The organism is Pseudomonas californiensis, assembly GCF_021147775.1.
Classification (GTDB): Bacteria; Pseudomonadota; Gammaproteobacteria; order Pseudomonadales; family Pseudomonadaceae; genus Aquipseudomonas; species Aquipseudomonas californiensis.
The window spans coordinates 67,301-91,308 of sequence record NZ_JAGTPK010000009.1; the positions used below are offsets into that span (position 1 = coordinate 67,301).

Genomic DNA, 24,008 nt, shown 5'->3' on the forward strand with positions numbered 1-24,008 from the left:
TTGTCTGGCGACGGCGGACCTCTGACCACTTGTTCATTTGATAAAGTTATGTTTAATAACTTTCTGACACATGATCATTTCATTCAGTCCGGGTCCGAGGCACAACAATGAATAATCCTCACTGCCATCTCCCTGACCACAGCGTCGCTACCGAACATTTCGACCCGAGAGGCGACAGTAGCCAGACAAGCGGCAGCCAGTCACCGACCCCCGAGGAATTGACCAGCTGCCTGTTCTTTTCACCTGACGACGGGCGTATCTGGCTCAATGATCAACGAATGCTGTTGCTGCACAGTTCGTCGTTTGGCACCTTGCGCCGCGAGATCATTGAACGTCAGGGCCTTGAGCAGGCCCGCGGGATGTTCACCCGGGCCGGTTATCTGTCCGGTGCCAGAGACGCCCGATTGATCCGCGAACGCTGGCCCATGGCGGACGCCACGTCGGCGTTTCGCGCCGGTACTCACTTGCATACGCTTGAGGGCATGACCAAAGTCGAGCCGCTGCATTTCAAGTTCGATGCAGACTCGGGCTTCTATGAAGGCGAGTTCCTTTGGCACAACTCCTGCGAAGCGGATGAACACGTCGCGGCCTACGGCATCGGGCAGGACCCGGTGTGCTGGACCGAAGTCGGCTACGCCATAGGCTTTGTGAGCGGGTTGTTCGGGCAGATGGTGATATTCCGGGAAGTGGAATGCCGGGGCATGGGGCACAGCCATTGCAGGGTCATTGGCAAGACCGCCGAGCAATGGGGCGATGCCGAACATGACCTGAGCTACCTGCGCGTCGTACCCTCCACCAGCGCAATGGCTGCAGCACCGACAAGCGCTGCCGCGTACAGCGTGGACCCACCCACCGGTGCAGAGCAGCCGTTGATTGGCGCCAGCGCAGCGTTCAACGTGGCAACTCAGGCCCTGCAGCGCGTTGCCATGACGCCCGCTACGGTGCTGATAAGCGGCGAATCCGGTGTCGGCAAGGAGATGTTTGCCCGACAGTTGCACCAGTTGAGCCGAAACCGTGAAGGGCCGTTCGTGGCACTCAACTGTGCAGCAATCCCGGACAACCTGATCGAGGCCGAGCTGTTTGGTGTGGAGCGCGGCGCATACACCGGTGCTACCCACTCGCGTCCCGGCCGTTTTGAACGCGCCAACAACGGCACGCTGTTTCTCGATGAGATCACCTGCCTTAGCTTGGCCGGGCAAAGCAAGTTACTGCGCGCCTTGCAGGAGCGCGAGATTGAACGCGTGGGTGGCGGGCACAGCATCAAGGTCAACGTGCGAGTGGTCGCCGCCACCAACATTGATCTGCGCAGAGCCGTAGCCGAGGGCAATTTCCGTGAAGACCTGTTTTATCGCCTGAACGTCTATCCCATCGCCCTGCCCCCGCTACGCGAACGCCGCGATGACATCCCGCTGCTGATCAACGCTTTTCTCAAACGCTTCTGCCTGGAGTACGGACGCACGCCTGCGGGCCTGACCATGCGAGCACTGAAAACGCTGTTACGTTACGACTTCGCTGGCAATGTACGAGAGCTGCAGAACCTCGTTGAGCGGGGACTGATCGCCAGCGATGACGGTCAGCCGATCGACCTGATGCACATCTTTCGCAACGAGTCGCTTCCAATGGACAGCTACTCACTGAATCTGCACGGTGGTCTTTCGTTGCCATCGGGCGCGGCCGCGCACGCGGAGTCCGAACACCAACCAGAGGAAGGTGCTGACCTGCTGGATACGCTAAGCCGATCCGAAGGGTTTTCCATAGACGGCCTGGAAGAACGCCTGATACGCCAGGCGCTGGAGAAAAGTGAGGGCAATCTGGCAGCGGCCTCACGCCTGTTGGGGCTCAGCCGTGCGCAGTTTGCTTACCGCCTGAAAAAACACAGCCTCAAAACAACCTAGACGCCTGAAGCCGTCAGAAAAAGCGCTTACAAAAACGCAGCCGGAGGGCTGCGTTTTCATGTCACCGGTGCAACAGCGTAGTCAGACCATCGGAGAGGTACTGACCACGCGCAACGCCAACCCTTCATAAGCATCCAGCGTAATGGTGAATTCACCCTGCTCGGTCAGATCGCCTTCCACGCGTTCGTTGATGATGTCGACCACCGGGCCGGGTGCGATGTCAGGCAGATGCAGCGTCTCGACGATGGTGTCGGCGCTGAAATTGAGCGCGGTGATCTGCGTGCCTTTGCCGGCGGGCAGCTCGTGCACCATCACCAACAGGCCTGGATGCTGCACGTCAGGAATCAGAATCTGACGGCTGGCAGCAATGTCGTAGGCACGACGCACCGCCAGTATCTTCTTCAGTTGCGACGCGAAGGAATCAGGCCGTTTGAGCTGACTCACCAGGCTGCCGTACAAAGTCTGGGCACGCGGCATGTCACCTGCCGAGAACTCGGCCTCCGGGTCCAGATCGGCCAGGTCATAGGCACCGCGATGAATCCAGCGCGTGTCGCCATCCTGCATCAAGTGCTGAACCTGCTCGGCCGGCAATGTCAGGGCGCCTACCAAATCCCAGCCAGACAGGGCGAACACGCCTGGTTGCATGGCGTTGTACATCACCAGCAGCAAGTGGATGTGCTGAATCTGCTGAATATCGGCATCGGTGATGGTGCTCAGATCACGAATACCCAGCGCAGCCGTGATGATACTGGCCGTGGTGCAGGACACGCCGTTGGTGACGAACTTGAGGTTGTAAGGCGCGTGCTCACCGGAAAGGCGCTCGTACATCTCTTCGCGAATGTGTTCGCGCAGGATGTTGCCGGGGAATGTCTGCCCTTGGTACAGGTAAGTGTCATGGGCATGCAGCGTCCAGAAATGCACCAGTTCCAGAGTCAGCTCATCGTGATTCTGCAGCGCATGAATCAGTGAAGCCGGGTCAATACCAAACGCGTGCACCTGACGCAGCATCAGACGCAGGAACTCGGTGGTGCCGGTCAACAGCGCATGCTGATACGCAGGACGGGTGATGAAGTCGTAAGACAGATCCGCCCCGCCATGGCTCATGGAGGCGATGTCGTCGATGGTCAGGTTCAACTCCTGAAAGCTGAAACCACCGGCCTTGCGAATCGCACCGCCCAACAACTGGTTGCCGGTCACCGACAGCGGATGGCCTTCGGACCATGCCGTGCCTTCCGCGCGGCGCTCGACCCCCAGGAAGCCGTTGGCGTCCAGACGCAGTACCCGCGCGCCCGAAACATCAATGGAATGCAGCGCGTCCCCAATGATCATTTGTTGAGCAGCAAAGCTTGGGTCCAGCCAGTTCAGCGAAGGCTGGCCTTCCTTGAAGTAATGCAGGTAGACCCAGCGGCGAGCCTTGCCGTCGACACCTTGCACGACATCCGTCGCGCTCCAGTCGGTTTCCTTGACGCCAGGCTCGAAGAAGATCACCCGCTGCAACTGGCCGACAATATAATGCTTGTCGCGCAACTGATCGACCACGTCCGGCGTCAGGTTGACTGCATCCCGGCCCGTGGCTACATCCGGCAGCAGGCTCCAGTCTTCCTCGCGAATCTCGACCATGTGGTAAAGGCCGGGGTAATCCTCGTACGCCAGCTCTGCCAGCCTGAAGTCGGCACCTTTGCCGGTGTGTGACGGGATCACATCATCAATGACGACCGCGTTATGCGCTGCTGCGATGCGGGTCATGCTGAGCAACTGGGCTTCGGTGCCGAGTTCCGGGTCGATGCTGAAACTGATCCGGTCAAAGTTGCCATCGATGCTCGGCGTCCGGTTGCGGCCTTGCAGGCCACCGGACAGCTTCAGCGGGCCGTTGTGGATGCCCTGAATGCCGATTTCCGACAAGGCATGCCACAAGGTCTCATCGCCCAGTGCCTCGAGCACCGAACCACCCTCGCGCGTCACGATCGACGCCGGGTAGGCCGTGAACCAGACCGATGCAATGGCAGAAGCGTCCCGCGGCCGGGCCTGAGCGAAGGGACGCTGCCAGAGACGGCCCTGCCCCGAGTAGGTCTTGGCGCGCTGCCTTGCAGCGTTCAGCATCGATTGCTCGACCAGCCAGTCCACGTACTGCTTGTCCGGTATCGTCATAGCGTCCAGTCTTCCTCTCGAATCCGCAGCGACGGACGCCCCGAAGGGCCGTCCTGAATGTATTACTCAGGGTTATGAGCCTTGCGAAGGCAAAACGTTGCATTCATAGGCCGTGCCCGGATCAATACGCTGCCTGAAGTGAGGCATGCACCCGCGACTTCGCAACTCAATAACGCTGAATGCTCAGCGAAACAGGCCGTTTGAGCGCCTGGATCACAGCATTGGCGGCGTTGGACAACAGTGAGGTGGGACGTGCCACTACACTGAGCTGACGCATGATCGTCACAGGCAGCGGCACGGCTTCCAGCTCCCTGAGACGCCCCGACAGAAAAACGGTCGGGAGTATTGAAATACAGTGTTGACGGCCGATCAGGTCCAACAGGGTTTCGACGCACGTCAGCTCGCCACGATGATTCAAGCGCAATTGCGCGGACGCCAGCTGCTGGTTCAGCCGATCCATGCCTGGGTGCCGCCAGGCGACGTAGCGCGAGGCCTGCGACAGCTCGGTAAAGCTGCGAGTAGCCGACTGTTTGCTGCGGGCTGAGACCAGCACGTAATGATCTGACCACTGATGATGATCAAGATAATGCTCGCCCAGCATGGTAGTTGGCAGAATCAGAATGTCGGCGATGTCTCGTTTCAGAGGCTCCAGTGAGGGGTGCTGGTCGCTGCTGTGCAGGATATTCAGGTGAATGTCGGGGTAATGACGGGCCAGGAAATCCAGCGATGCGGTCAGGGTGGTTTCCTGAATATGGGTGAAATAGTGAATCGTTACACTACCACTGACCCCATTTTTTTTAGTTGTTCAAGCGTGGCCATGATATTGCCCAGTGTCTGGGTAATCACCGTGCCTTCAGGCGTCAGGGTGCAGCCCGAACGGCTGCGGATGAACAGGCGCTTCTCGAAGAAATCTTCGACTTCCTTGATGGCATAACTGATGTTGGACTGACTGCAGCCCAGAATGGCAGCTGCTTCCGAGAATGAGCCATGCTGGGCAACGGTTTGAACGATTTTGAAAAAATGGGTTTTCATGGGTCTTGCACTCTGAAAATTGCGGTAGTGGGCGCGGCCTGCCAGCGAACAGGCTGAGGGTCGGGAGTACAAGAGCCCCCGCAACCGCAACCGCCTGCCCGGCTTGTCGGCAGCGCTCGAAGATCTGTCGGGCGGGGGTAACACGACTGCAGCTTCCCGGAAAGGGCTGAATGGACGACGTCACAGGTCCATGATGATCAGGGACGCCCTGATTCCGGCCGAGGGGCCTCGGCCGGAACAGACATCAGCCCCGATATTTCCATCGAAAAGAAATGCAGCAGGCAGGCGGGATGACTCAGTCGTTCTCGGTCCAGTCGAAATCCAGTTGCAGTGCCGTGCGTTCGGCCAGTTCACGGCTGTGCAGACGCTCCACCAGATGCAGGCTCATGTCGATCCCGGCAGAGATACCCGCCGAAGTGACGAACGATCCTTCGTCAACCCAGCGCAAGGTGCTGAGTACGTCGATGGAAGGGAACATTTCCTTCAGATCGGCGATGTCCTCCCAATGCGTGGTGACCTGCTTGCCTGCAAGCTTACCGGTCTTGGCGAGCATGAACGCACCCGTGCAGACGGCTGCAACCACCCGGCCAGGTTCTGACTGATCACTGATCCAGCGAATGACGTCCGGTTTTTCCAGTTCGGCGTTGACCACGCCACCTGGAACGATCAGGCAATCAACGGCCGGATGGTCATTGATGGAGAAGTCCGGATCGACCTTCAAGCCAGCGCGGGCCCGTATCGGTGCCGTGCTGCGTCCAATGGTGAAGACATTGAACAAGGGCTTGTCATCACGGCTGTTACGGGCATGCATGCGCGTTGCGGTGGTGAATACTTCGTAGGGGCCAGCGAAGTCGAGAACTTCGACGTCGTCATACACATAGATACCGATATTGAGCGACACGAATTGGCTCCTGGGTCCGTTTGACGGACCTCTTGCAAGGTTGCGTTTCAAGCTGAATGACAGCCTGCAGATTACCCAGTAGGATCAGCACGAACCACTGTCCGAAATGCCAATATCCGGTAACATCGCGCCATGAAAAATCATCTTGTTGTGGCTTTGATCTATAACCAGCTCTGCACCTTCGAATTCGGCTGTACCGTCGAGGTTTTTGCCTTGAAAAGGCCTGAGCTTGGCGTGAGCTGGTATGAGTTCGCGACGTTCCCGGTCGACGATGGCCCGATCACCGCAGCAGGCGGCATCACCATTGTCCCGACGCCCGGCGAAGTGCTGCTGGAAAACGCCGACACCATCATCGTGCCAGGCTGGCGCGGCGTGGAATCCAAAGTGCCGCAACGCCTGATCGAACAGCTTCAGGCCGCGCACGCTCGGGGTACAAGGATCTGCTCGATCTGCACCGGCGCGTTTGTGCTGGCGGCAGCAGGCCTGCTGGATGGGCACAAAGTCACCACGCACTGGCGCTATACCGACCTGCTGGCGACCATGTACCCGGAGCTGACTATTCAGCCCAACGAACTGTATGTGGATCAGGGCAATATCGTTACCGCTGCCGGCTCCGCGGCTGGCCTGGACATGATGTTGCACCTGGTGCGCAATGATCATGGCTCACGGGTCGCCAACATGGTCGCGCAGCGCATGGTGATCCCGCCGCACCGCGAAGGCGGACAGTCGCAATACGCGTCACGCCAACTGGTGTCGGCCAGCGACGGACCTATTTCCAATCTGATGGACTGGATTCGCGGCGACCTGCAGCGTCCCCATACCATCAAGGAAATGGCCTCACGGGCCGCAGTCAGTACGCGTACCCTGCACCGCAGCTTCATGGAAAGCACCGGGCTGACACCGTATGACTGGTTGTTGGGCGAGCGCGTGGCGTACGCCAAGGAGTTGCTCGAATCCTCGAAGTTGCGCCTCAATGAAGTGGTGGACAGAACCGGGTTTGGTTCCGAAGAGTCGTTTCGCCGGCACTTCCGTAACCTGGTGGGGATCAGCCCGAGCAGCTACCGCAAGCAGTTCACCAGGGCCTGACGTAGAGCGCCTCGACCAGCGTATCGGCGAACTCCCCCCAGGCGCCTGCAACAGCCGTGTTGGTCACCGTCACCAGACTGATGGCCGACACCGGATCCACCCAGTAATGGTTGCCGTACAGGCCACACCATGACCAGGTGCCTGTGCCCTGCCGCTGCCCGGCAGCCAATGGGTCGGTCAGGACCATGGGGCCCAGACCGAACTTCCAGCCCGTCCCTCGCCCCTTGATGACCGTTTGCCCTATCGCATTGCCCAGCATCGCCTCGCTGCTGCCACGACTGAGTAGCGGTGCCCCGCCCAGACGCAGGCACTCCAGCAATCGCAGATAATCATCGGCGGTGCCGAGCAGACCCGCCCCTCCAGACTCATAACCCTGTTGCCACACCCAGCGGTCCGGCGACAGCCGTGCCACGCCACTGTCGAGTACCAGTACGTCATGAGGTCCGATCCGCTCTGGTTTTCTGTCACTGTCCTTGTATGCACACGCCAGCGCCTGGTTTGAAGTGTGACGGAACGCGGTTGCGCTCATGCCCAGCGGGGCCGTCACCTGCTGATCAATGACCTGAGACAAGGTCAGCCCCGTGGCGCGCTCGATCACCGCGCCCAGCACATCGGTGGCCAGCGAATATCCCCATGCACTGCCCGGTTCGAACAGCAGTGCAACGTTCGCGAGCCGGGCCAGATTTTCCTCAAGACCAAACGGCACGAGGTCCAGCCCGTCCGATACGCCGGCCCGCTGATAAGCAGTGCCGGTGGCCTGTTCGAAGCCGTAGCTCAGGCCCGACGTATGGGACAGCAAATGACGCAGGTTGATCACCGGCTCACGGCCGCAGGCCAATCGGGGTCTGAAAGCCGGCAGCCAGTCGGTCACCGGCCCATCGAGCCTCAATACGCCCTCTTCGCACAGTTGCAGAACCGCTATCGAGGTCAACAACTTGCTCAGCGACGCCAGGCGAAAACGCGTGTCGCGGGTGACCGGGCACTGCGCTTCCCGATCGGCCCAGCCTCGGGCACTGGCGAATCGCAGTTCGCCATGCTGGGCAACCAACAGCACGCCACCGACTATGCGTCCCTGATCCACATAGCGCTGCCAGACCGCTTTCAACCGCAGAACAGCCCGGTCATCCACCACGATCATGATTCAGTGCCCGGCCACAGCACGACTGAAGATCTGCGCGTAGATCTCGGCCGAATGACGGATTGGATTGGTGTGCGAACAGCCGTCTGCAAAGGCCATTTGTCCGACCCGCTCGGCTTCGCGATCATCGATACCGATAGCGCCCAGCGTGTGCGGAATGCCGATCTGCTCGCGCAATTGCAGCAACCACTGCATTACCCCGCTGAAACCCGGCGACGGCAAGCGCAGGTACGCCGCCAGGTCGTCCATTTGCGAGGTCAGCGCGCTGCGGTTCGCCTCCAGCACGTACGGCAGCAAAATGGCGTTCAACAACCCGTGATGCTGGTCGTATAGCGCACCCAGGCTCTGTGCGATGGCATGCACGCCGCCCAGGCCACGCTGGAAGGCCGCAGCCCCCAGACTGGACGCCACCAGCATTTGCTGACGAGCGTCGATATCCTCCCCATCCTCGGTAACGCGGGGCAGATACGCCTTGATCATCTGCATGCCCTTGACCGAGACCGCCTCGGCCATCGGATGCCAGGCGGGCGAACAGTACGACTCCATACAGTGGGTCAACGCGTCGGCACCGGTCGCGGCGGTCAGATGCTTCGGCAAGTCCCGCGTCAGGTTGGCGTCGAGGATCGCGATACGCGGCATCATGCGCAGGTGCAGAATGGTTCGTTTCACCCGCGCCTGTTCATCGGTGATTACCGACGCCCTGCCGACTTCAGAGCCGGTTCCGGCAGTGGTTGGCAGCGCAATGACTGGCGCGATGCCCGAGGCATTGGCACGCAGGTGATTCTGGCCGATGTCTTCGAAATCCCACAGCGGACGCGTCTGTCCGGACATCAGCGCCACGGCCTTGGCTGCATCCAGCGCAGAGCCGCCACCGAAGGCGATCACGCCGTCATAGTCACCTGTTTTGTAGGCGTGCAATCCGTCGGCGACATTGCGACCCGTCGGGTTGCCCTTCACCTGATCGAACAGGCCGCAATGCCCCAACTGCTGGCGACAGTCTTCGACCGCGCTGCGGATCATGTCGGTACCGCCCAGAAAACTGTCGGTGATCAGCAGTGGGCGTTTGATGCCCGTCACTCGGCAGGCATCGGCCAACTCATTGACGCGGCCAACGCCTGCACGGATCGAAGTGGGATAGTGCCAGTCGTTACTTTGCATGATTCATTCCTTTAAAAAATGGCTGGAAAGTTGGTTCAGCCGATGAAGCCAGCGGGCAGCAGACCGATCAGCAAGCGCAGACCAAAAGCAATCATGAAAAGCCCGGTAACGATGTCGATGGCCTTTTTCATCCGTTGATAACGCACCTGCACGGCAGGAATGGAAAACAGCGTCGCCAGCAGCACAAACCAGGAGGTCGCCAGCACTGCGATGATCGAAACCCCGGCCGTACGGACCCATATCGGCATGCCGGGCGTGGTGACAGTGGTAAATACGCTGGTGTAAAACGCCAGCGCCTTGGGGTTGGTCAGGTTGGTAAGCAGACCGAAACGGTAGGCCCTGCTCAGGCTGCCGATGCCCAACGCACCGATGTCACGCGGCTTGGGCTGGCTGCCCGCATTGCGCAGGCTTTTGGTGCCCAGCCAGGTCAGGTAAGCGCCGCCCAGCAATTGCAGTGCGGGCTGCAGCCACGGCAGTTGCTGAAACATCAGGCCCAGGCCGGTCGCGGCCAGCAAGGCCCAGATGATGCTGCCCGATGCGACCCCCAGACCTGCGCAAATGCCCTGTTGCCGGGACTGACTGAAAGACAGCTGAGTGATGACCAGAAAGTTAGGACCGGGGCTGATGATCAGCACAATGAATGCGCCTGCAAGTGCCGTCAGTAGCGTGATCTCGTACATAGGTTCAATTCCTTTTTAATTAGCGGCTTATAAGTTTTTATTCAAGCGATACATGAAGTCGATAAAGAGCTGGCTGCCAGTGTGTTCAGGCACGATTCAACCGCCTGACGCGCCTCGATCAGCGCGCGGCAGCCTGGGTCTGGCGTAGGCACGTAGTGGTTGTAGAACGTGCAGCCTTCGGCGACAGGCCCGAGCACCCAAAGGCGTTGCTGAACTGCGCCGCGGCTGTCCACGGCACGGCAAACCGCGTCAGTCTCGATGCCGTCGGCGGGCCAGGCATGCGCGGGTCGAATCACCCCTGCGTGGCGCAAGTCATCGATAGCACCGGACCCCACGCAGGACAGGCCGCTGTGGGCTACACGGCCAGGGAGCACATGGTCAAAGCGCCTGTCTTTTTGAGCTGAATGGCCGTGAAGCGCATTGCCCGCAGGCGGCAGCACCGTCACCACCCCCGCCTTGATCAACGCCAGCAGATCTTCGTAGCGTTCTTTCTGTGGCCCGCCGACCAGCCGGTTCGAAAGCCCGGCCCAGGTGCCATAAAACTCCCGCGTGGAGTCCTCGGTCAGCCCGTTGCGATCCGCTGCCAACCTCAACAGGTCGCGACAGTCCCGCCAGACCTCCAACGCCTGCCGGATCGGGCTGCGTGTCGTGCCAAGTCGACTCAACGCCAACTCCCGCTCGATCCACTGCGTAAACCATGAGCCGTAGGCGTCGTCTGCCCCTGACCAACACTCGGTGATCAGCCACTGCTCGGGCTCGAACTCACCCCAGTGTTCCGCGAGAGCTGCGAACAGCGCCCGACGTCCTAGCTGATCGACTGCCCCGCGAAGCGCCTGCTGAACCGCGTCAAGGCTTCGTGGCGCTTGCAGCCGAACACTGGCCTGATAAAACACCGCGCGCATTTCATCGATGATCAGCGGCAGCACGTCGCGCTGAAAATCCAGTTGGCCGGTCGTGCTGTGTTGACGTAGTTCGTTGATGGCTGCGGCGGTGAAGTACTGCCGGGGCAATGGCGGGTTCCCGCCCGGCTGCCATTGCGGCCGGGCGTGAAATGGGAGCCCGGAACGCGAATACAGAAACAACTTGGGCTCACGACCGGACGGCACGTAGCGCCAACCCGCAAAACCGGGGTCGCGCACGTAGCGTCCACCCCGGCCCTGAGTGAGACTGGCCAGCGTGTCCATGGCGGTCAGCCCCAGCCCTTCGATCGCTACCGCACCGTCAACGCTTTGCACGTCGAGCGTCGCTGGCGCATGCCCGGTGGTGAGAAATAGCGCATCCACGTCCAACCTGAAGCCGGCGGTGCACAGCCGAAAACCCGGCGCGTCATTCCTGGGCTGGCAACCGACCACCCGTTCAGCGTGATGAAAGACCTTTACCTGCGCCGGACACTGGCGCAGCAGCCAGCGATAACTGTCCTGCAAATACCGACCCAGCAACTTGCGCGGCACAAAATCACCAAAGTCGACGGGCCTGCCCTGCCCGTTTGCGCTCACATGTCCGCGCTCATCAAGGCGTACAGAATGCGCATCGCACCATTGCAGAAAGGTCCAGCCTGTGGGGTCACTCGCGGGGAAAGCCGATGAAAATGCTGATAACTGACCCGCCATGGTGTTGAGCATCAGGTAATCCGGCTGCTCACTGTGATGCAGCCCGCCGCCCGGAGGCTGTGGATCGAACACGTCGATGCGCAGCGCTTGTGCATTGGCCTGACGGCTCATGCCGATCAGTTGCTCCAGAATGCTCAAGCCTCGGGAACCCATGCCAACGATGGCGACGCGATGAGCGGGAGGCTCGACCTGCGGTAACAGCTGTTCGATGGTTTGAATCGCGCGTGTCTGCATGGCGGTCACCACCGATTCGATTCGAAGAAGAATCGCGGCACTGGCATCGCACTGCCCTCGGCCACCGCCTGGCAATAAATCCGCTGCCCGACAGCCAGGTCCAGCACGCCCAGGCCAAAGGGCGAGAAGATTGACGCCCGATCCGGACACAGTTCGACCTGGCCCGTCATCAGTTGCGCCAGCGTGCCCGTGATGAAAGTTCGATCCTGGTACTGCTGGACCGCGAGGTCCGGAGACGTCTGCGCCTTCAAGCAGTGCTCGACATCGTCAAGAATGTTATTGGCCTGGGCAATGACTTCTGGCCCAAGATCGCGCAGGGAAATATTCAGCAGCAGTTGCCCCGGACGGAACACAGGCTCCAGCACATAGGGCCTGGGCGCCGTGGTGGCGAACACCACGATATCGGCGCCCAGACAGCTGTGCAGCTCGGCAACATCGCTGGCCAGACCATGAATACTGGCGGCATGGCTAACCAGCGCCCGTGCGGACGCTTGGTGCTGGTCAAAGACACTCACCGCGTCGAAAGTCCAGCCATCACAGACAAACATGTCGAGAATCGTGCGGGCAATGAACCCCGCGCCGATGATCGACAGGCGTGGGACATGGCGTTGCTGACGGTTCATCCAGCGTGCGCCCAGTACCGCAGATGCTGCCGTGCGCATGGCGCTGATCCGCGAGGCTTCCAGGCAGGCAAACGCATAACCGGTCAATGGGTCGTTGAGAATCAGCACCGCCGACGCCCGCTGCAGACCTGACTCGGTATTGCCGGGGAAGCTGGAGATCCATTTGATGCCACTGACCGGCTGCTCGCCGCACAGGCTGGCCGGTAGCGCAATGATGCGATTGGCCGGGGCCTCGGGAAAACGCAGAAAGTAACTGTCCGGGTTGATGGTATCGCCAGCCTCATGCGCCAGATAGGCCGCTTGCACATCGTTGATGCAGGCCTGGGGATCAGCCGCCAGCAAGCGCGCCACGACTTCGCCATCCACCACATGGAACGGCGCCTGATGATGACGCTCGGCCGCCAGCCAGGTGGTCCACTGCGGCATGATCGGCAGGTCAGCCAAGGTCATGCTCAACACATCGCGGCCAAAACGCTGCTCGACCCATTCATCGTCGTACAGCGTATCCAGATAACGCTCGCCCCAGTCCGGTGACAGGGCGACCACCACTGACCCTGGCTCGATGCGCTCGCGCCACGCATGCACCGCAGCGATCACCGTGGCGGTCGAGCCGCCGACCAGCAAGCCTTTGCTGCGCGCCAGAATGCGGCACATGGCGACGGTGCGTGATTCCGGGACCATTTCCAGCGCATGAACACCCTCGGCATTGAAAATAGGCGGACGCTGACTGGTGCCCAGACCGGGGATGAAACGGCGACTGGCCGGGGTGTCGAAGGTTACCGAGCCGACGCTGTCGACTGCGATGATCCGGGTGGTCGGGTGATGACGCTGAAAATGCTGCAGGCAGCCCATCAGCGTACCGGTCGTACCTGCGCCCACGAACAGGTAATCCACATGACCGAAATGCTGGCTGATCGAGCGCGCCGTGGTCCGGGCGTGGGCACGGGGGTTGGCGGCGTTTTCATACTGATTGAGCCACACGTAGCGCGGATCACTGGCGACCTTGGCGCGAATCAACGCGATACGAGTGCCCAGAAAACCGCCGTTGGCGTCCGGGGTGTCGACCTGAATCACCTCGGCGCCGTAGGTGCGCATCATGCGGATGTTGTGGTTGGAGCTGTTGGGATCGACCACGCAGGTGAACGGGATCCCCCGCTCGGCGCAGATCATCGCCAGCGCCACGCCCAGGTTGCCTGACGAAGACTCGATCAGGATGGTGTCCGGCCCGATCAGGTCGCGTGCCTGCAGATCATCCACCAGACCCACCGCGGTCTTGAGCTTGATAGAGCCTGCCGGGTTCAGGGATTCCATTTTCAGGTAAAAATCCTGGCCCAGCCCGGAAACTTTGAGAAAGGTGCGGTCGTGAACAATTTCGCTGAGTGTGTCGTACATGGTGGTCACTTCACTGTGCCAAAGACGGTGCATGAACTGGAGTGTCAACGGCCTGCTCCAGAGCGTTGGCGATGCGCTCGGCGCGCAAAGCCATCAGCGAAAACGACTGACTGTCACTGATGCCGTGGCTGCGTTCGGACAAGCCGTTGACCCAGATCCCAACGTCGCAGTCGTCACGGGTCGCGACCCTGTAGTCACGATCAATCAGCAGACCGCCGTCCACGTCCGCTTTCAACCAGGGCTGCAAGCCACTCAAGAGAGGTGGTATCAGGTACTGCTCATAGCCAGTACCGAGCACCACCGCATCGACTTCCAGCACCTGAGTGCGCTGGCTGAAAGTGTCGGTCAGCACCACGCGGTAGCCGCCCTCGACAGCCTCGATGCTGGAAATGACGCTGTAGGCGTAGGTCTGCAGGCGCTTGCGGCCAGCGATGGCGTCTTCGTACGTCAGCGAGAAAAGCTTCTGGCTTTCGTCAGGATCAATGCCTGCGTAGTTGGTCGAGCGGCTCCAGTCGAGAAATCGATGACGCGCCGCCGGGTTCAGGCTGTGGAAGTAGTCCACGTGATCAGGGGCGAAGACGCGGTTGGGAAACTGGCCCAGTTGAGTGAGTTTGAAGCCGGCGGATCTATGCACCGAGTGCACCTGGATGCCGGGGTCGCGACCGACCAGTTCCAGCACCGATTCGCTGGCGCTCTGCCCCGAGCCGATCACCAGCCAGCGTTTCGGCAATACCGCACCGAAAGCCTGCACACGCGTGACGAATTCGCAGGTATGAAACAGCGTCGGGCTCAGCAGCGGCTGAAATGCCGTAGGTATGCGTGGCGCGCTGCCGCTGGACAGCACGATGTTGCGTGTGATGAAACGCGCGTCCGGCGTACAGACCCGCACCGCCTGCAAACGACCGTCGCGAATCACCGGTTCGATATCGCTGACCCTGGCATTGAAGTGCGTGTCGCTGTCGACCTGCCGCGAGACCCAGGCGAGGTAATCCGACCACTCGTGACGACTGGCCGGTCGGCCCAGCAGGCCGAAATCGAACATACGCCCGTGACTTTTCAGGTACATCGCAAACGAAAAGCGGCTACGCGGATTACGCGGAGTGACCAGATCACGAAACACGTGATGGTTGATGTCAGTACCCGACAGCAGCAATTCGGGATGCCACTGGGTGTCCTGCGCGGCTTCGAGGTAGCGAACAGAAAGTCTGGCAAGCGGTGCGCCTGCCTCCCGCGCATCTTCGAACGCACAGGCCAGTGCGATACCCGCAGGCCCGAAGCCGATACAGACGGCGTCTGATCGAGAAGAATGTTGTGTTGAATGACCCATGAAGTTCCCATCCTTAGAGTTGGCATAAAAGCGTTGTGCATGAAGCCGTCAGATCAATGTGTTGCGGGTATCAACCCTGCAGGCGTCAGGTTCCAGACGCGCGTGCGTGCGCCTCGACACTCCCCGTGTTCGAAGCTGACACCGCCCAGCGGCGTGTTGAATGAGGTGTGGTTGAGCACGTCCAGCAACTGCTCGTGGCGCCAATCGCTGTTGGCCAGAATCGCCAGCACGTAGAACACCAGCAGACTTTCCCGGTAATACGTATGCGGCGGTGCACTGAACAGCGTCCTGTACAGGGCGCTGGACAGACAGCCATGCTCACTGTCGTCTGGTCCGCCAAAGCCGATCACGTAAGTCATGCTGTCGTGTGCCGACGCGCATCCCAGATGTGGCGACACCGCGTCATCGGTCAAGACCAGCGGCCGGGCACTGCCCGCCTGGCGCCTCGTCTGCCAGTGTTCGCGGCTGGGTTGCAAGCGTCCGGCGAACACCTCCACATCGGCCTGTTCACGCGCACCTGCCCGGCGCAGCCCGGCGTGTGCGACGGCATCAGCAATGGCCCCCGCAAGGGCCTGCCCGTGAGTACTGGCGTCAGCGTCGATGTGCACGGCCCGCCAATGCCGGGCGCTGAGCCAAACGACCAGATCCGCCGCCAGTTGCCGGTCCGAGGGACAAAAACGGAACGCATTGGGATGCTCCAGCGTGAGGCGATCAATGGTTGCCGCCGGGCTCAACAGGGCGATTCCCGCGTGTTGATACAGCGCGGCGGCACTCACTGCCGCATCGGAGGAGAAATGTCCGACGATCAGATCGGCCTTCCATTCGATCATCTGCCGTGCCACTTCGGCCCCACGAACGGCATTCGCGCCATCATCAAGGAAATGCCATTGCACCCTGCCCAATCCCGGCATGACGTTGCGCGCCACGGCCAGGGCGCGCAAAAACGTCCGTGCGTGGGGTGTTTCATCGGGATCGAACAGCGCGCTGATACCGACCCTCAGTGCTGGCGGTTCCTGCACAACCGGGCTCATGGCTGCACCCCTTGCAGGCACGTGTTGCGCATACCCCGGCGTGGCGACAGCGCAGACCAGCCGACCGACAGATCCTCCTGACCGGCCAGATGGTTGCGCAACTGTTCGAAGGCAATCTGAGCGATGCCCGGCGCAAACTTGAAACCCAGGCCCGACATGCCAGTCGCCAGATACACCGGGCTCTGCTCATCACAAAACCCCAGAACCGGACGACCGTCCGCGCTGTAGCTGTCAAACCCGTGCAGCACGTCCAGCACCTGCGGCTGCGAGGCAACTGATGACGCTGACAACTGACCGATACGCCTGCGCGCATCGTCCACATGCCGGGCATCCGGCCGGGCCAGATGCTCCGGCCAGACGCTGCTGTCACGCAGACCACAGCCGGTCTGAACGATGTTTCGAGTCAGCGGTATCGCATAACTCTGCGTCACCGCATCGATCACCGGCATCGGCCAGTCACCCTCGGTAAACACCCGCGCCAAGGGAATAGAACGCGCCTCAAGCTCCAGTTGTGGCAATAAGCGCTGACTCCAGGCGCCTGCGGCAACCACTACCGCCCGACAGCGCAACGTGGTGTCGCCCAGGTCGATGTGCACCAGGTCTCGGGCGCGGCAATCAATCGCCTGGATGTCGCGATGCTCGAGCAACAGACCTTGCTGACGAACCACATGGCTCAGTGACGCAACCGCCTGGCGCACATTGCCCACGCGCGCTCTGGGCTCGAACAGATTGATCCGCTCCTGCGACGAACACTTCGGAAAGCGACTACCGTCCAGCGCCTGAGCGGGCACCATGCGCATCGGATAACGTGCGCTGCCATACTGCTCGATGGCGTGGCACAGGTTTTCCAGTTGGTCCGGCGCTGCGCGATAGATCACGCCGGTACGGCGCAACGCACTGGCGTAGGTGGTGGCAAAGATGCCTTCATCCATCAGGCCAATCGAATAGGCCGCCAGGTCCATCAGCAATGGATCGGTGTCGTAAAGACGCACCAGCCCGCCGGAGTAGCTGCTGGCACCCAGACTGCCCGCAGTGCCCCTGTCTATCAGTGCGACCGAGACACCGCCGCTGCACAAACGCGCGGCGATACTGGCGCCGGTGATCCCGGCGCCGATGACCGCTATTTCATAGTCGATGAACATCAAGGTGCGTCCGTTCAGATGGAGTATTCAGCGGCTGAGCCAGACAGCACCGTGGCCGTCACACGCGCTTGCGGCAGTTCGAAGGCGCTGAAGATGCGCGCCGACATGTCCGGGATCAGCGACTTGCCGGTCACCGCAATGAATGCCGCCAAATGGCTGACCGATCGGCCCTCGGCGAGACGAGTGCGCGTAATCGCAATGACATCCAGCAGCACCCGGGCCATGCCTTTCATCGAAAACTGACTCGGTTCGGCGGCGCGCGTCCATTGCAGGCGCAAGGCCTCCAGCAACCCGGCATCTGCGCCGCAAACCCCGCTCCACCAACTGTCGTCGGGGCGTTTGCCTGCCTCCAGAAGAGCCGGAAAGAACTCGTTGAACACGCCCTCACGCCATGTCAGAAAGTGCTGCAGACGGAAATCGCCTTCACATTCCTCGGGCGCAATACTTGCCAGGTACAGGCGAGCGCTGTCCGCGCAGGCCTCGCGTGCCAGGTCCCCGACCCATATTGCATGGTTGCGACTGGTCGACAGGTTCAGGCCATCCAGCTTGAGGAACTGGTTGGGAATGAAGCGCTGCTGCACCTTGATGCCGGTCATTACCGACAACTGTGCCGGGTAAACGATGGCGTGACTGAACACGCAGTCAAAGCCGAGGAAATGCACCAGCGTGCCCTGCCCCGACTGCCAATACTGACGAAACAGCTCAGGGCGACCCTCGCGGTCGGCATACTCGCGAAACGCTGCCATATAACCGGCCAGCCCCATGAACCAGGTATGAACCCGGCACGAGCCATCGGGGCGCAGGTCCAGGCCGCCGTCGCCGGGCCGGGTCACGCCCCAGTCATGCAGGTGTTCAAGTGTGTCGCTCAGCCAGGCGTTGAGCGGTTTGCGCCATGAGTGGCTCATCAGGCGTTCACGCAAGGCGGGTTCGAAAGCAGCCAGTTTCAGGAACGCACGATGCGTCGTGTTCCAGCCCGAAGGCTGCTTGCAGAGCTTGCAATGCAACTCGGTCATAAGCTCGGCATCCGGCGCCTGAGCACAATTTTCACACTGGCTGGCGTCGGACTCCGCCCCGCAGTAATTACAGTTGCCTCGTGCAAAGGCTTCGTAGCCCCACACATCGCAATCAGGGCAATACGGCTCGCTGGAATCGCGAAATTCGATGAAGCCCGACTCCCGAAGACTGTCGAACACTTCGCCAACCGCTTCGGCAAACCAGCGGTTGGCGTAAGGCCGCATCCAGTTGTCGGGCTTGATGTTGATGGCGGCAAGCGACGCTTCGATTCGGTCGGAGTTGCGATTGGCAAGCACCACCGGGTCAACGTCCAGCTCCAGCCCTTTGCGCAGCATGTACGACTGGTAGTCATCCGAATAGGAGACCAGCACGCAGTCATGACCACGCTGGCGCTGAACCCGGGTGAACACGTCCGCCGCCAGAAACGGCCCGGCGATATGGCCGATGTGCAGGTCGCCATTGGGGGTCGGCGGCGTGATGGTGACGATGTACTTAGTCATCGAGGCACCCCGTGGTTTCGTTGTGCTGCGCAACGAAGGCATTCACGTAGTTCATGTCCCACCACACCACGTAGAAATGAAAGTCCTCATCGGAATCATTGATGACGTAGTGATTGGTGTGTTTCGGTATTGCGGCAATGTCGCCCACAGCGAAATCCAGCTGTTTCTCGCCCACCACCAGCCGGGCGCTGCCCTTGATGGCGATGAAGATTTCCTGATCGATCTGCGTATGTGCCTCAGTGGACGTACCCGGCCGTACCACGCACCAGCCGCCGGCGAACGGCATCGGGTAGCCGGTCCATGGCAGAAGACGACTGCCGTCGAGCCCATACTCATGTACCAGGGCGTCGAATTGGGTTTTACGGTGTATATCGAACTTTTCCATGCTCAGACCCGTGTGCTTTGAGTGGGGCGAAGCATGAAATTCAGGCGGCAAGTTGGCTATCCGATCACTTGATACGTCGAGCGACGTAAATCGATCAAATCGATGGGTCGTCTGTGCACCGGTGCCGCCGTCCAGACAGCGGCGTGTGCGACGCCTTATCCGTTTCAATGATTAAGCTTATCGACAGCCACCATTTCAAATACGCGTGTCCCGACTTCTAGAATGGCGTTATCGGCAACACAGACATCCAGTTGTTGCCCATAAAGTTATTGAGGAGATACTCATGAAATACGTAATGTTCGCCACCTTGTCGATGTTCAGTCTGTTTGCGTCGGCTGCAACAAGCGTTGCAAACGCAGACAGCACAACACCGGTCGTGGAATATAACTACTCACAGAACCTCGACATTGCTAAAGTCATCAGCCTGACCAGCGCAAGCTCCAATGAATGCGAGCCTGTGAAGGCGCACATGATCTACCTGGACAGTCAAGGCGTGCGCCACAATCTGGAATACCTGCGTTTGAGTGACATCTGTGCCACTAGTTGATACAGGGCAAATCGCCGGGGTTCGGAATATAGCGTCGCTGTTCATAAGTTCGATATTTGTCGCCCCTGTTGAACCCTCACATCAAGCAACAAGTTGTGAGCATTGATAGTCACTATCGACAATGCTGATAGTTCTGTACGCGCGGGCGGTGTTACCGTGTTCGGCGATGAGCGAACATGTTTCGCTGCCTCGCGAATCCGCATCGTGAGGCTGAAATTTCTGCTCTGCTTCATCACTCCTTTGGTTAGATCTTTAAGCCACCTCACTCACGTGCGGTGGCTTTTTTTTGATGGCTGTATACCTAAAGATCGAAACGATCCACCACGTTGCGACGCTCGTTCTCGCTGCGCATGTCATAACTTGCAGTGGTCGAGATGTGCGTGTGGTGCGCCAGCTTCTGGGCGATCGACAGATCGTATTCTTCGATGACACGGGTGATGAACGAACGACGAAAATCATGGGGCATGATATTCACGCCCACTTGTAAACCGCGCTGCTTGGCAATGAAGTAGATCGCGTGCTTGGTAATTCTGTCGCGTGTGATGTGACTGCCCCGACGGATTCGATTGAACAGGAAAAGGTCATCGCCCTGCCCCGGTTGCAGGCAGGAGCGGCGCAGTTCCAGCCAGTCGCTCAGCGCTTTGAACGCCCATTCCGGGGCGTATTTGATCAGTTGCCGGTTGCCCTTGCCCAGCACCCGCAAACTGCGTTCGTTGAAGTCGACCTGTGAAAGGTCCAGGTTGACTGACTCGGACTTGCGCATCCCTGAGCCATAGAGGATGGCGATGATTGCGGCATCCCGACGCCCCTACGGCCGAGGGTCGGCGGCGCACACCTCCATCAACTCGCGAATCAGCGTGCGGCGAATGTTGCGCCCCTTGACCAGCCGGGTCCCGCTGACCGGCTTGATCGACCGGATCTTCAGCAGTTGATCATGGCTGATCAGGTCGTGCCGCCAGGCTTCGTTCATGACACCACGAATGGCATTCACGTAAAGCGACGTGGTGTTGGGCGCGTAATCGTCTTCACGCAGGGTCGACACCAGAGCGGTGACATGACCTGGCTGCAAGGTGTGCCAGGCGATGTCCTGGATGTCGACATCTGCAAGCCCCAGACGGTCCGCAGCATCCTGCAGCACATATTTCATGGTCAGGCGGCTGGAAGGCGCAAGTCGGGCGAGGTAAAGCTGCAGCGGGTTGCAGACATCCGGCAGCGACGCTTGCTGGCGGGGGGTCGCAGCCTTGTCAATGTAGGGATCTTGCGGCATTTAAAGCAGAGCCTTTCGTAGTGCAAGTACGCGGCGAACAGCCCGGTACTTTTCGGTCATTTCAAAGACTGGACTTTAGCACGCTGATCAAAGGCAAACCTCCGTAACAACTTCGGGCTTGAATGACCAGCCGCCTGGAGTAGCCTTTTTGATCGTTTCCGACGTGATCAATCAGGCAGGTATTTTGAGATCAACCCTCGACAAGGCATCGAACCACCAAGGCGACAGGGTTGCCGGGCAGGCCGCTGCGAGTTTCTGGCTGCTCGCTCATCAACTCAGCCTGCGCACCGAAGCCGAACGCCTGGCGAACATTCAGACGGGCTTTGCGGCCAGTTGGGTCCGCGCGGTGCGCGAGGCGTTCAAGCTCGGTTATCCGCAGCTCGAAGGGTTGCTCAATGCTTCGGCCTCCACACTGGAACGACGCCAGCGTACAGAGCAAGCTTTGGACGCCGTGGCATCAGAGCGCCTCGACCGGGTCGCGTTCATCGCGATCCAGGCGCTGAAGGTGTTCGATAACCCCGAGCGTGCTGCTCAATGGATGCTGACGCTCAATAGCGCGCTGGGCGATCAGGTGCCGTTGCAGTTATGCGAGACAGGGCTGGGCGCACGTCAGGTGCGCCGAGCCCTGTCTGCGCTTGAATGCGGCGCAGGGATTTGAAGGAGGCTTGATGGAGGTCTGGAGACTGGCTCGGACAGCGGTTGCAACTGACCTGACAGGCAGATGCGCTGCGCTGTCTGGCGCGCGCTGGAATCATCGCACGCACCCTGCCCTGTATTTTGGACTCACGCCGGAACTCTGTGCGCTGGAAACCCTGATGCACAGCAGTGAAGCACCACGGCTCGCACTCAAACTGGTCTGTGTCCGGCTGCCGGACGACCCGACGCTTTACCACGAGACGACCGAAGCACAACTGCCACCGGGCTGGGATGCACGGCCTGCCGACATTGTCAGCATGGATTTCGGCACCCGCTGGCTCAAGAACCGGCAACACCTCGGCCTTATCGTGCCCTCACCCGTCATGCTGCAGGCGCGCTTGATCGTTCTCAACCCGGTACATCCGGCGGCAGGCCGCATCGAGATCCTGACGGTCAGTGATTTCCCACACGGGCAGCGTGAGCGATTTACCCGCCAACGTCCCTGAGGTTCAGCGCCAGGTGTCGACTACCACCCGCCCACGGATTTGACCGGCGATCAGTTGCGGTGCGGCGTCGATGACTTCGCTCAAACCAATTTCCCGGCTGATCAGGGACAACAATGACGGATCAAAATCGGTCGCCAGCCTGGACCAGGCTTCAAGGCGGTCGGCACGCGGACGGGTCACGCTGTCGATGCCGGCCAGGGTGACGCCACGCAGAATGAAAGGTGCAACCGAACCCGGAAATTCCATCCCCTGCGCCAGTCCACATGCCGCGACGATACCGCGGTAGCGAATCCCCGCGCAGACATTGGCCAGCGTATGGCTGCCCACCGAATCGACAGCTGCCGCCCACTGTTCTTTCGCGAGCGGGCGGCCCGGTTCCGACAGACTGTGCCGATCAATGATCTGCGCAGCACCCAGTTTCGTCAGGTATTCGCTTTCTGCGACACGTCCGGTGGACGCGATCACCCGATAACCAAGGCCGGCCAGAATGGCGACGGCAAAGCTGCCGACGCCGCCATTCGCCCCCGTCACCAACACGTCGCCCGAATCCGGGGTCACCCCATGCTTTTGCAAGGCAATGACGCTGAGCATGGCCGTGTAGCCGGCGGTCCCGATGGCCATTGCCTGCGCGGGTGTAAATGCTTCAGGGAGCGGGATCAGCCAATCGCTTTTGAGACGCGCCTGTTGAGCCAGACCGCCCCAGTGGCCTTCGCCCACGCCCCAGCCGTTCAGCAGAACAGTGTCACCCACTTTGAAGTCAGCAGACTCACTGGATTGCACCGTCCCGACCAGATCGATGCCAGGTACCATCGGAAAGCTGCGCACGATCGGGCTCTGGCCTGTGATTGCCAGCGCATCCTTGTAGTTGAGCGTGCTGTACGAGACGCGCACGGTGACATCGCCCGCAGGCAGGTTCGCCTCGTCGATATCGCTGAGCTTCACGTGGTAACCCGCTTCATTCTTGTCTATCAAAATGCCCTTGAACATGAGCGCCTCCAATTTAGACCGATCGTCTTGAAATAGACCTGAAACCAGAACCGGAACACTTCACTGCGGAAGCCCGCGAAGAAACCCGGCAATGAATGTATTCAACGGTGTGTCATCTTTTACCAACCGGGCGCGAAGGACCGCCCCTTCCCAGCCAATCCAGAAAAATGCGGCCAATTCATCGCAATCGGCATCGGCGGCAAATTCGCCTTGGCTCTGAGCAGCCGCCAGGCAGGCAGCAAGTTTTGCCTGCCACTCCTGAAGGATCTGTTCCAGAACGCTGCGGAACCCTTCCGGCAACATACTGACTTCCTGCCCCAGATTGCCCACCATGCAGCCGCGTCGATAGTCATGACGCGCCATGCCACCTTTGGCGCTTTGCACAAAGCCAACCAACCGCTCCAGTGGCGCAAGAGACTCGTCCAGCAACCAGCGATTGAGAAGCTGTGCAAAATAGCGGGCATATTCGTCAAGCACCGCATGGCCGAACGCTTCTTTGCTAGGGAAGTAATGATAGAACGAGCCCTTGGGCACACCCACTTCCTTGAGGATGTAGTCGATGCCAGTGGCGCAGAACCCCTGCTCCGTAAACACTTCAAGACCTCGGCGCAGCAATGCGTCGCGGGTTTCAAGGGCGTCCCTGTCCACTTTGGGCGGGCGACCGGGGCGTCGAGGTTTTACAGGGCTGGAAGTCATGGGTCGAATATTAGACCGATCGTCTTTTATGTCAACCTGCTGCTTTATTAAATACGGCAAGCGCCTGCACACA

Annotated in this window: 21 protein-coding genes and 1 pseudogene; 5 read left to right on the forward strand and 17 right to left on the reverse strand. The window is 60.2% G+C overall.

Annotated features, from left to right (window positions below; translation table 11 throughout):
• The first annotated feature begins 107 nt into the window (after positions 1 to 107).
• On the forward strand, positions 108 to 1,895 hold the full coding sequence (locus tag KDX37_RS10830; RefSeq protein WP_231652699.1) for a sigma-54-dependent Fis family transcriptional regulator: 1,788 nt from the start codon (positions 108 to 110) through the stop codon (positions 1,893 to 1,895).
• 81 nt (positions 1,896 to 1,976) lie between these two features.
• Here the strand turns inward: KDX37_RS10830 and treS are convergent, their stop codons facing one another.
• The 4 genes from treS to KDX37_RS10850 all read right to left on the reverse strand — a co-directional run bounded on the left by treS (position 1,977) and on the right by KDX37_RS10850 (position 5,976).
• Positions 1,977 to 4,043, reverse strand: coding sequence for a maltose alpha-D-glucosyltransferase (treS, locus tag KDX37_RS10835; protein WP_231652700.1), 2,067 nt, complete (start codon positions 4,041 to 4,043; stop codon positions 1,977 to 1,979).
• A 166-nt stretch (positions 4,044 to 4,209) separates the two neighbouring features.
• On the reverse strand, positions 4,210 to 4,779 hold the full coding sequence (locus KDX37_RS10840; RefSeq protein ID WP_231652856.1) for a LysR family transcriptional regulator substrate-binding protein: 570 nt from the start codon (positions 4,777 to 4,779) through the stop codon (positions 4,210 to 4,212).
• A 35-nt stretch (positions 4,780 to 4,814) separates the two neighbouring features.
• Entirely contained in the window at positions 4,815 to 5,075 is a 261-nt protein-coding gene (locus tag KDX37_RS10845) for a helix-turn-helix domain-containing protein (protein ID WP_231652701.1), read from the reverse strand.
• A gap of 295 nt (positions 5,076 to 5,370) precedes the next feature.
• The gene (locus KDX37_RS10850; protein ID WP_231652702.1) at positions 5,371 to 5,976 is read right to left on the reverse strand and encodes a DJ-1/PfpI family protein; all 606 of its coding nucleotides are present in this window, start codon (positions 5,974 to 5,976) and stop codon (positions 5,371 to 5,373) included.
• A 132-nt stretch (positions 5,977 to 6,108) separates the two neighbouring features.
• Between KDX37_RS10850 and ftrA the strand changes: the two genes are divergently transcribed.
• Entirely contained in the window at positions 6,109 to 7,062 is a 954-nt protein-coding gene (gene ftrA, locus KDX37_RS10855; protein WP_231652703.1) for a transcriptional regulator FtrA, read from the forward strand.
• On the opposite strand, the gene KDX37_RS10860 is transcribed toward ftrA, so the two are convergent.
• From KDX37_RS10860 to KDX37_RS10905, 10 genes are read right to left on the reverse strand one after another with little or no spacing between them, the layout of a single operon-like run.
• Positions 7,049 to 8,200, reverse strand: coding sequence for a serine hydrolase domain-containing protein (locus KDX37_RS10860; RefSeq protein ID WP_231652704.1), 1,152 nt, complete (start codon positions 8,198 to 8,200; stop codon positions 7,049 to 7,051). The genes ftrA and KDX37_RS10860 overlap by 14 nt on opposite strands.
• Positions 8,201 to 8,203: 3 nt before the next feature.
• Positions 8,204 to 9,358 (reverse strand): iron-containing alcohol dehydrogenase, encoded by a 1,155-nt coding sequence (locus tag KDX37_RS10865; protein WP_231652705.1) that lies wholly within the window; start codon positions 9,356 to 9,358, stop codon positions 8,204 to 8,206.
• A 35-nt stretch (positions 9,359 to 9,393) separates the two neighbouring features.
• Entirely contained in the window at positions 9,394 to 10,038 is a 645-nt protein-coding gene (locus KDX37_RS10870) for a LysE family transporter (protein ID WP_231652706.1), read from the reverse strand.
• Between the two features lie 41 nt (positions 10,039 to 10,079).
• Positions 10,080 to 11,882, reverse strand: coding sequence for an FAD/NAD(P)-binding protein (locus KDX37_RS10875; RefSeq protein WP_406642036.1), 1,803 nt, complete (start codon positions 11,880 to 11,882; stop codon positions 10,080 to 10,082).
• A gap of 5 nt (positions 11,883 to 11,887) precedes the next feature.
• The gene (gene sbnB, locus KDX37_RS10880) at positions 11,888 to 13,897 is read right to left on the reverse strand and encodes a 2,3-diaminopropionate biosynthesis protein SbnB (protein WP_231652858.1); all 2,010 of its coding nucleotides are present in this window, start codon (positions 13,895 to 13,897) and stop codon (positions 11,888 to 11,890) included.
• A gap of 10 nt (positions 13,898 to 13,907) precedes the next feature.
• Positions 13,908 to 15,224: a lysine N(6)-hydroxylase/L-ornithine N(5)-oxygenase family protein gene (locus tag KDX37_RS10885; RefSeq protein ID WP_231652707.1), complete on the reverse strand. Its 1,317-nt coding sequence runs from the start codon at positions 15,222 to 15,224 to the stop codon at positions 13,908 to 13,910.
• 53 nt (positions 15,225 to 15,277) lie between these two features.
• Positions 15,278 to 16,255, reverse strand: a complete 978-nt coding sequence (locus tag KDX37_RS10890) for an ABC transporter substrate-binding protein (protein WP_231652708.1) — start codon at positions 16,253 to 16,255, stop codon at positions 15,278 to 15,280.
• Positions 16,252 to 17,397, reverse strand: coding sequence for an NAD(P)/FAD-dependent oxidoreductase (locus KDX37_RS10895; RefSeq protein WP_231652709.1), 1,146 nt, complete (start codon positions 17,395 to 17,397; stop codon positions 16,252 to 16,254). The genes KDX37_RS10890 and KDX37_RS10895 overlap by 4 nt, the downstream gene beginning before the upstream one ends.
• A gap of 14 nt (positions 17,398 to 17,411) precedes the next feature.
• Positions 17,412 to 18,911 carry a methionine--tRNA ligase gene (locus tag KDX37_RS10900; RefSeq protein WP_231652710.1) on the reverse strand — a complete coding sequence of 500 codons (1,500 nt, stop codon included), beginning with the start codon at positions 18,909 to 18,911 and terminating at the stop codon, positions 17,412 to 17,414.
• Entirely contained in the window at positions 18,904 to 19,296 is a 393-nt protein-coding gene (locus KDX37_RS10905) for a cupin domain-containing protein (RefSeq protein ID WP_231652711.1), read from the reverse strand. Before KDX37_RS10905 ends, KDX37_RS10900 begins: the two co-directional genes overlap by 8 nt.
• Positions 19,297 to 19,579: 283 nt before the next feature.
• On the opposite strand from KDX37_RS10905, the gene KDX37_RS10910 reads away from it, so the two are divergent.
• On the forward strand, positions 19,580 to 19,843 hold the full coding sequence (locus KDX37_RS10910; RefSeq protein ID WP_231652712.1) for a DUF2790 domain-containing protein: 264 nt from the start codon (positions 19,580 to 19,582) through the stop codon (positions 19,841 to 19,843).
• Between the two features lie 301 nt (positions 19,844 to 20,144).
• Here KDX37_RS10910 and KDX37_RS10915 read toward each other — a convergent pair.
• Positions 20,145 to 21,110, reverse strand: a pseudogene (locus KDX37_RS10915) (site-specific integrase).
• Between the two features lie 184 nt (positions 21,111 to 21,294).
• On the opposite strand from KDX37_RS10915, the gene KDX37_RS10920 reads away from it, so the two are divergent.
• Positions 21,295 to 21,768: an antitoxin Xre/MbcA/ParS toxin-binding domain-containing protein gene (locus KDX37_RS10920; protein ID WP_231652859.1), complete on the forward strand. Its 474-nt coding sequence runs from the start codon at positions 21,295 to 21,297 to the stop codon at positions 21,766 to 21,768.
• A 10-nt stretch (positions 21,769 to 21,778) separates the two neighbouring features.
• Positions 21,779 to 22,252, forward strand: coding sequence for an RES family NAD+ phosphorylase (locus tag KDX37_RS10925; RefSeq protein ID WP_231652713.1), 474 nt, complete (start codon positions 21,779 to 21,781; stop codon positions 22,250 to 22,252).
• Positions 22,253 to 22,255: 3 nt separating this feature from the next.
• Here the strand turns inward: KDX37_RS10925 and acuI are convergent, their stop codons facing one another.
• A complete protein-coding gene (acuI, locus tag KDX37_RS10930) occupies positions 22,256 to 23,239 on the reverse strand; it encodes an acrylyl-CoA reductase (NADPH) (protein ID WP_231652714.1) in 984 nt (327 codons plus the stop codon).
• A gap of 60 nt (positions 23,240 to 23,299) precedes the next feature.
• Entirely contained in the window at positions 23,300 to 23,935 is a 636-nt protein-coding gene (acuR, locus tag KDX37_RS10935) for an acrylate utilization transcriptional regulator AcuR (protein WP_231652715.1), read from the reverse strand.
• Positions 23,936 to 24,008: the final 73 nt, after the last annotated feature.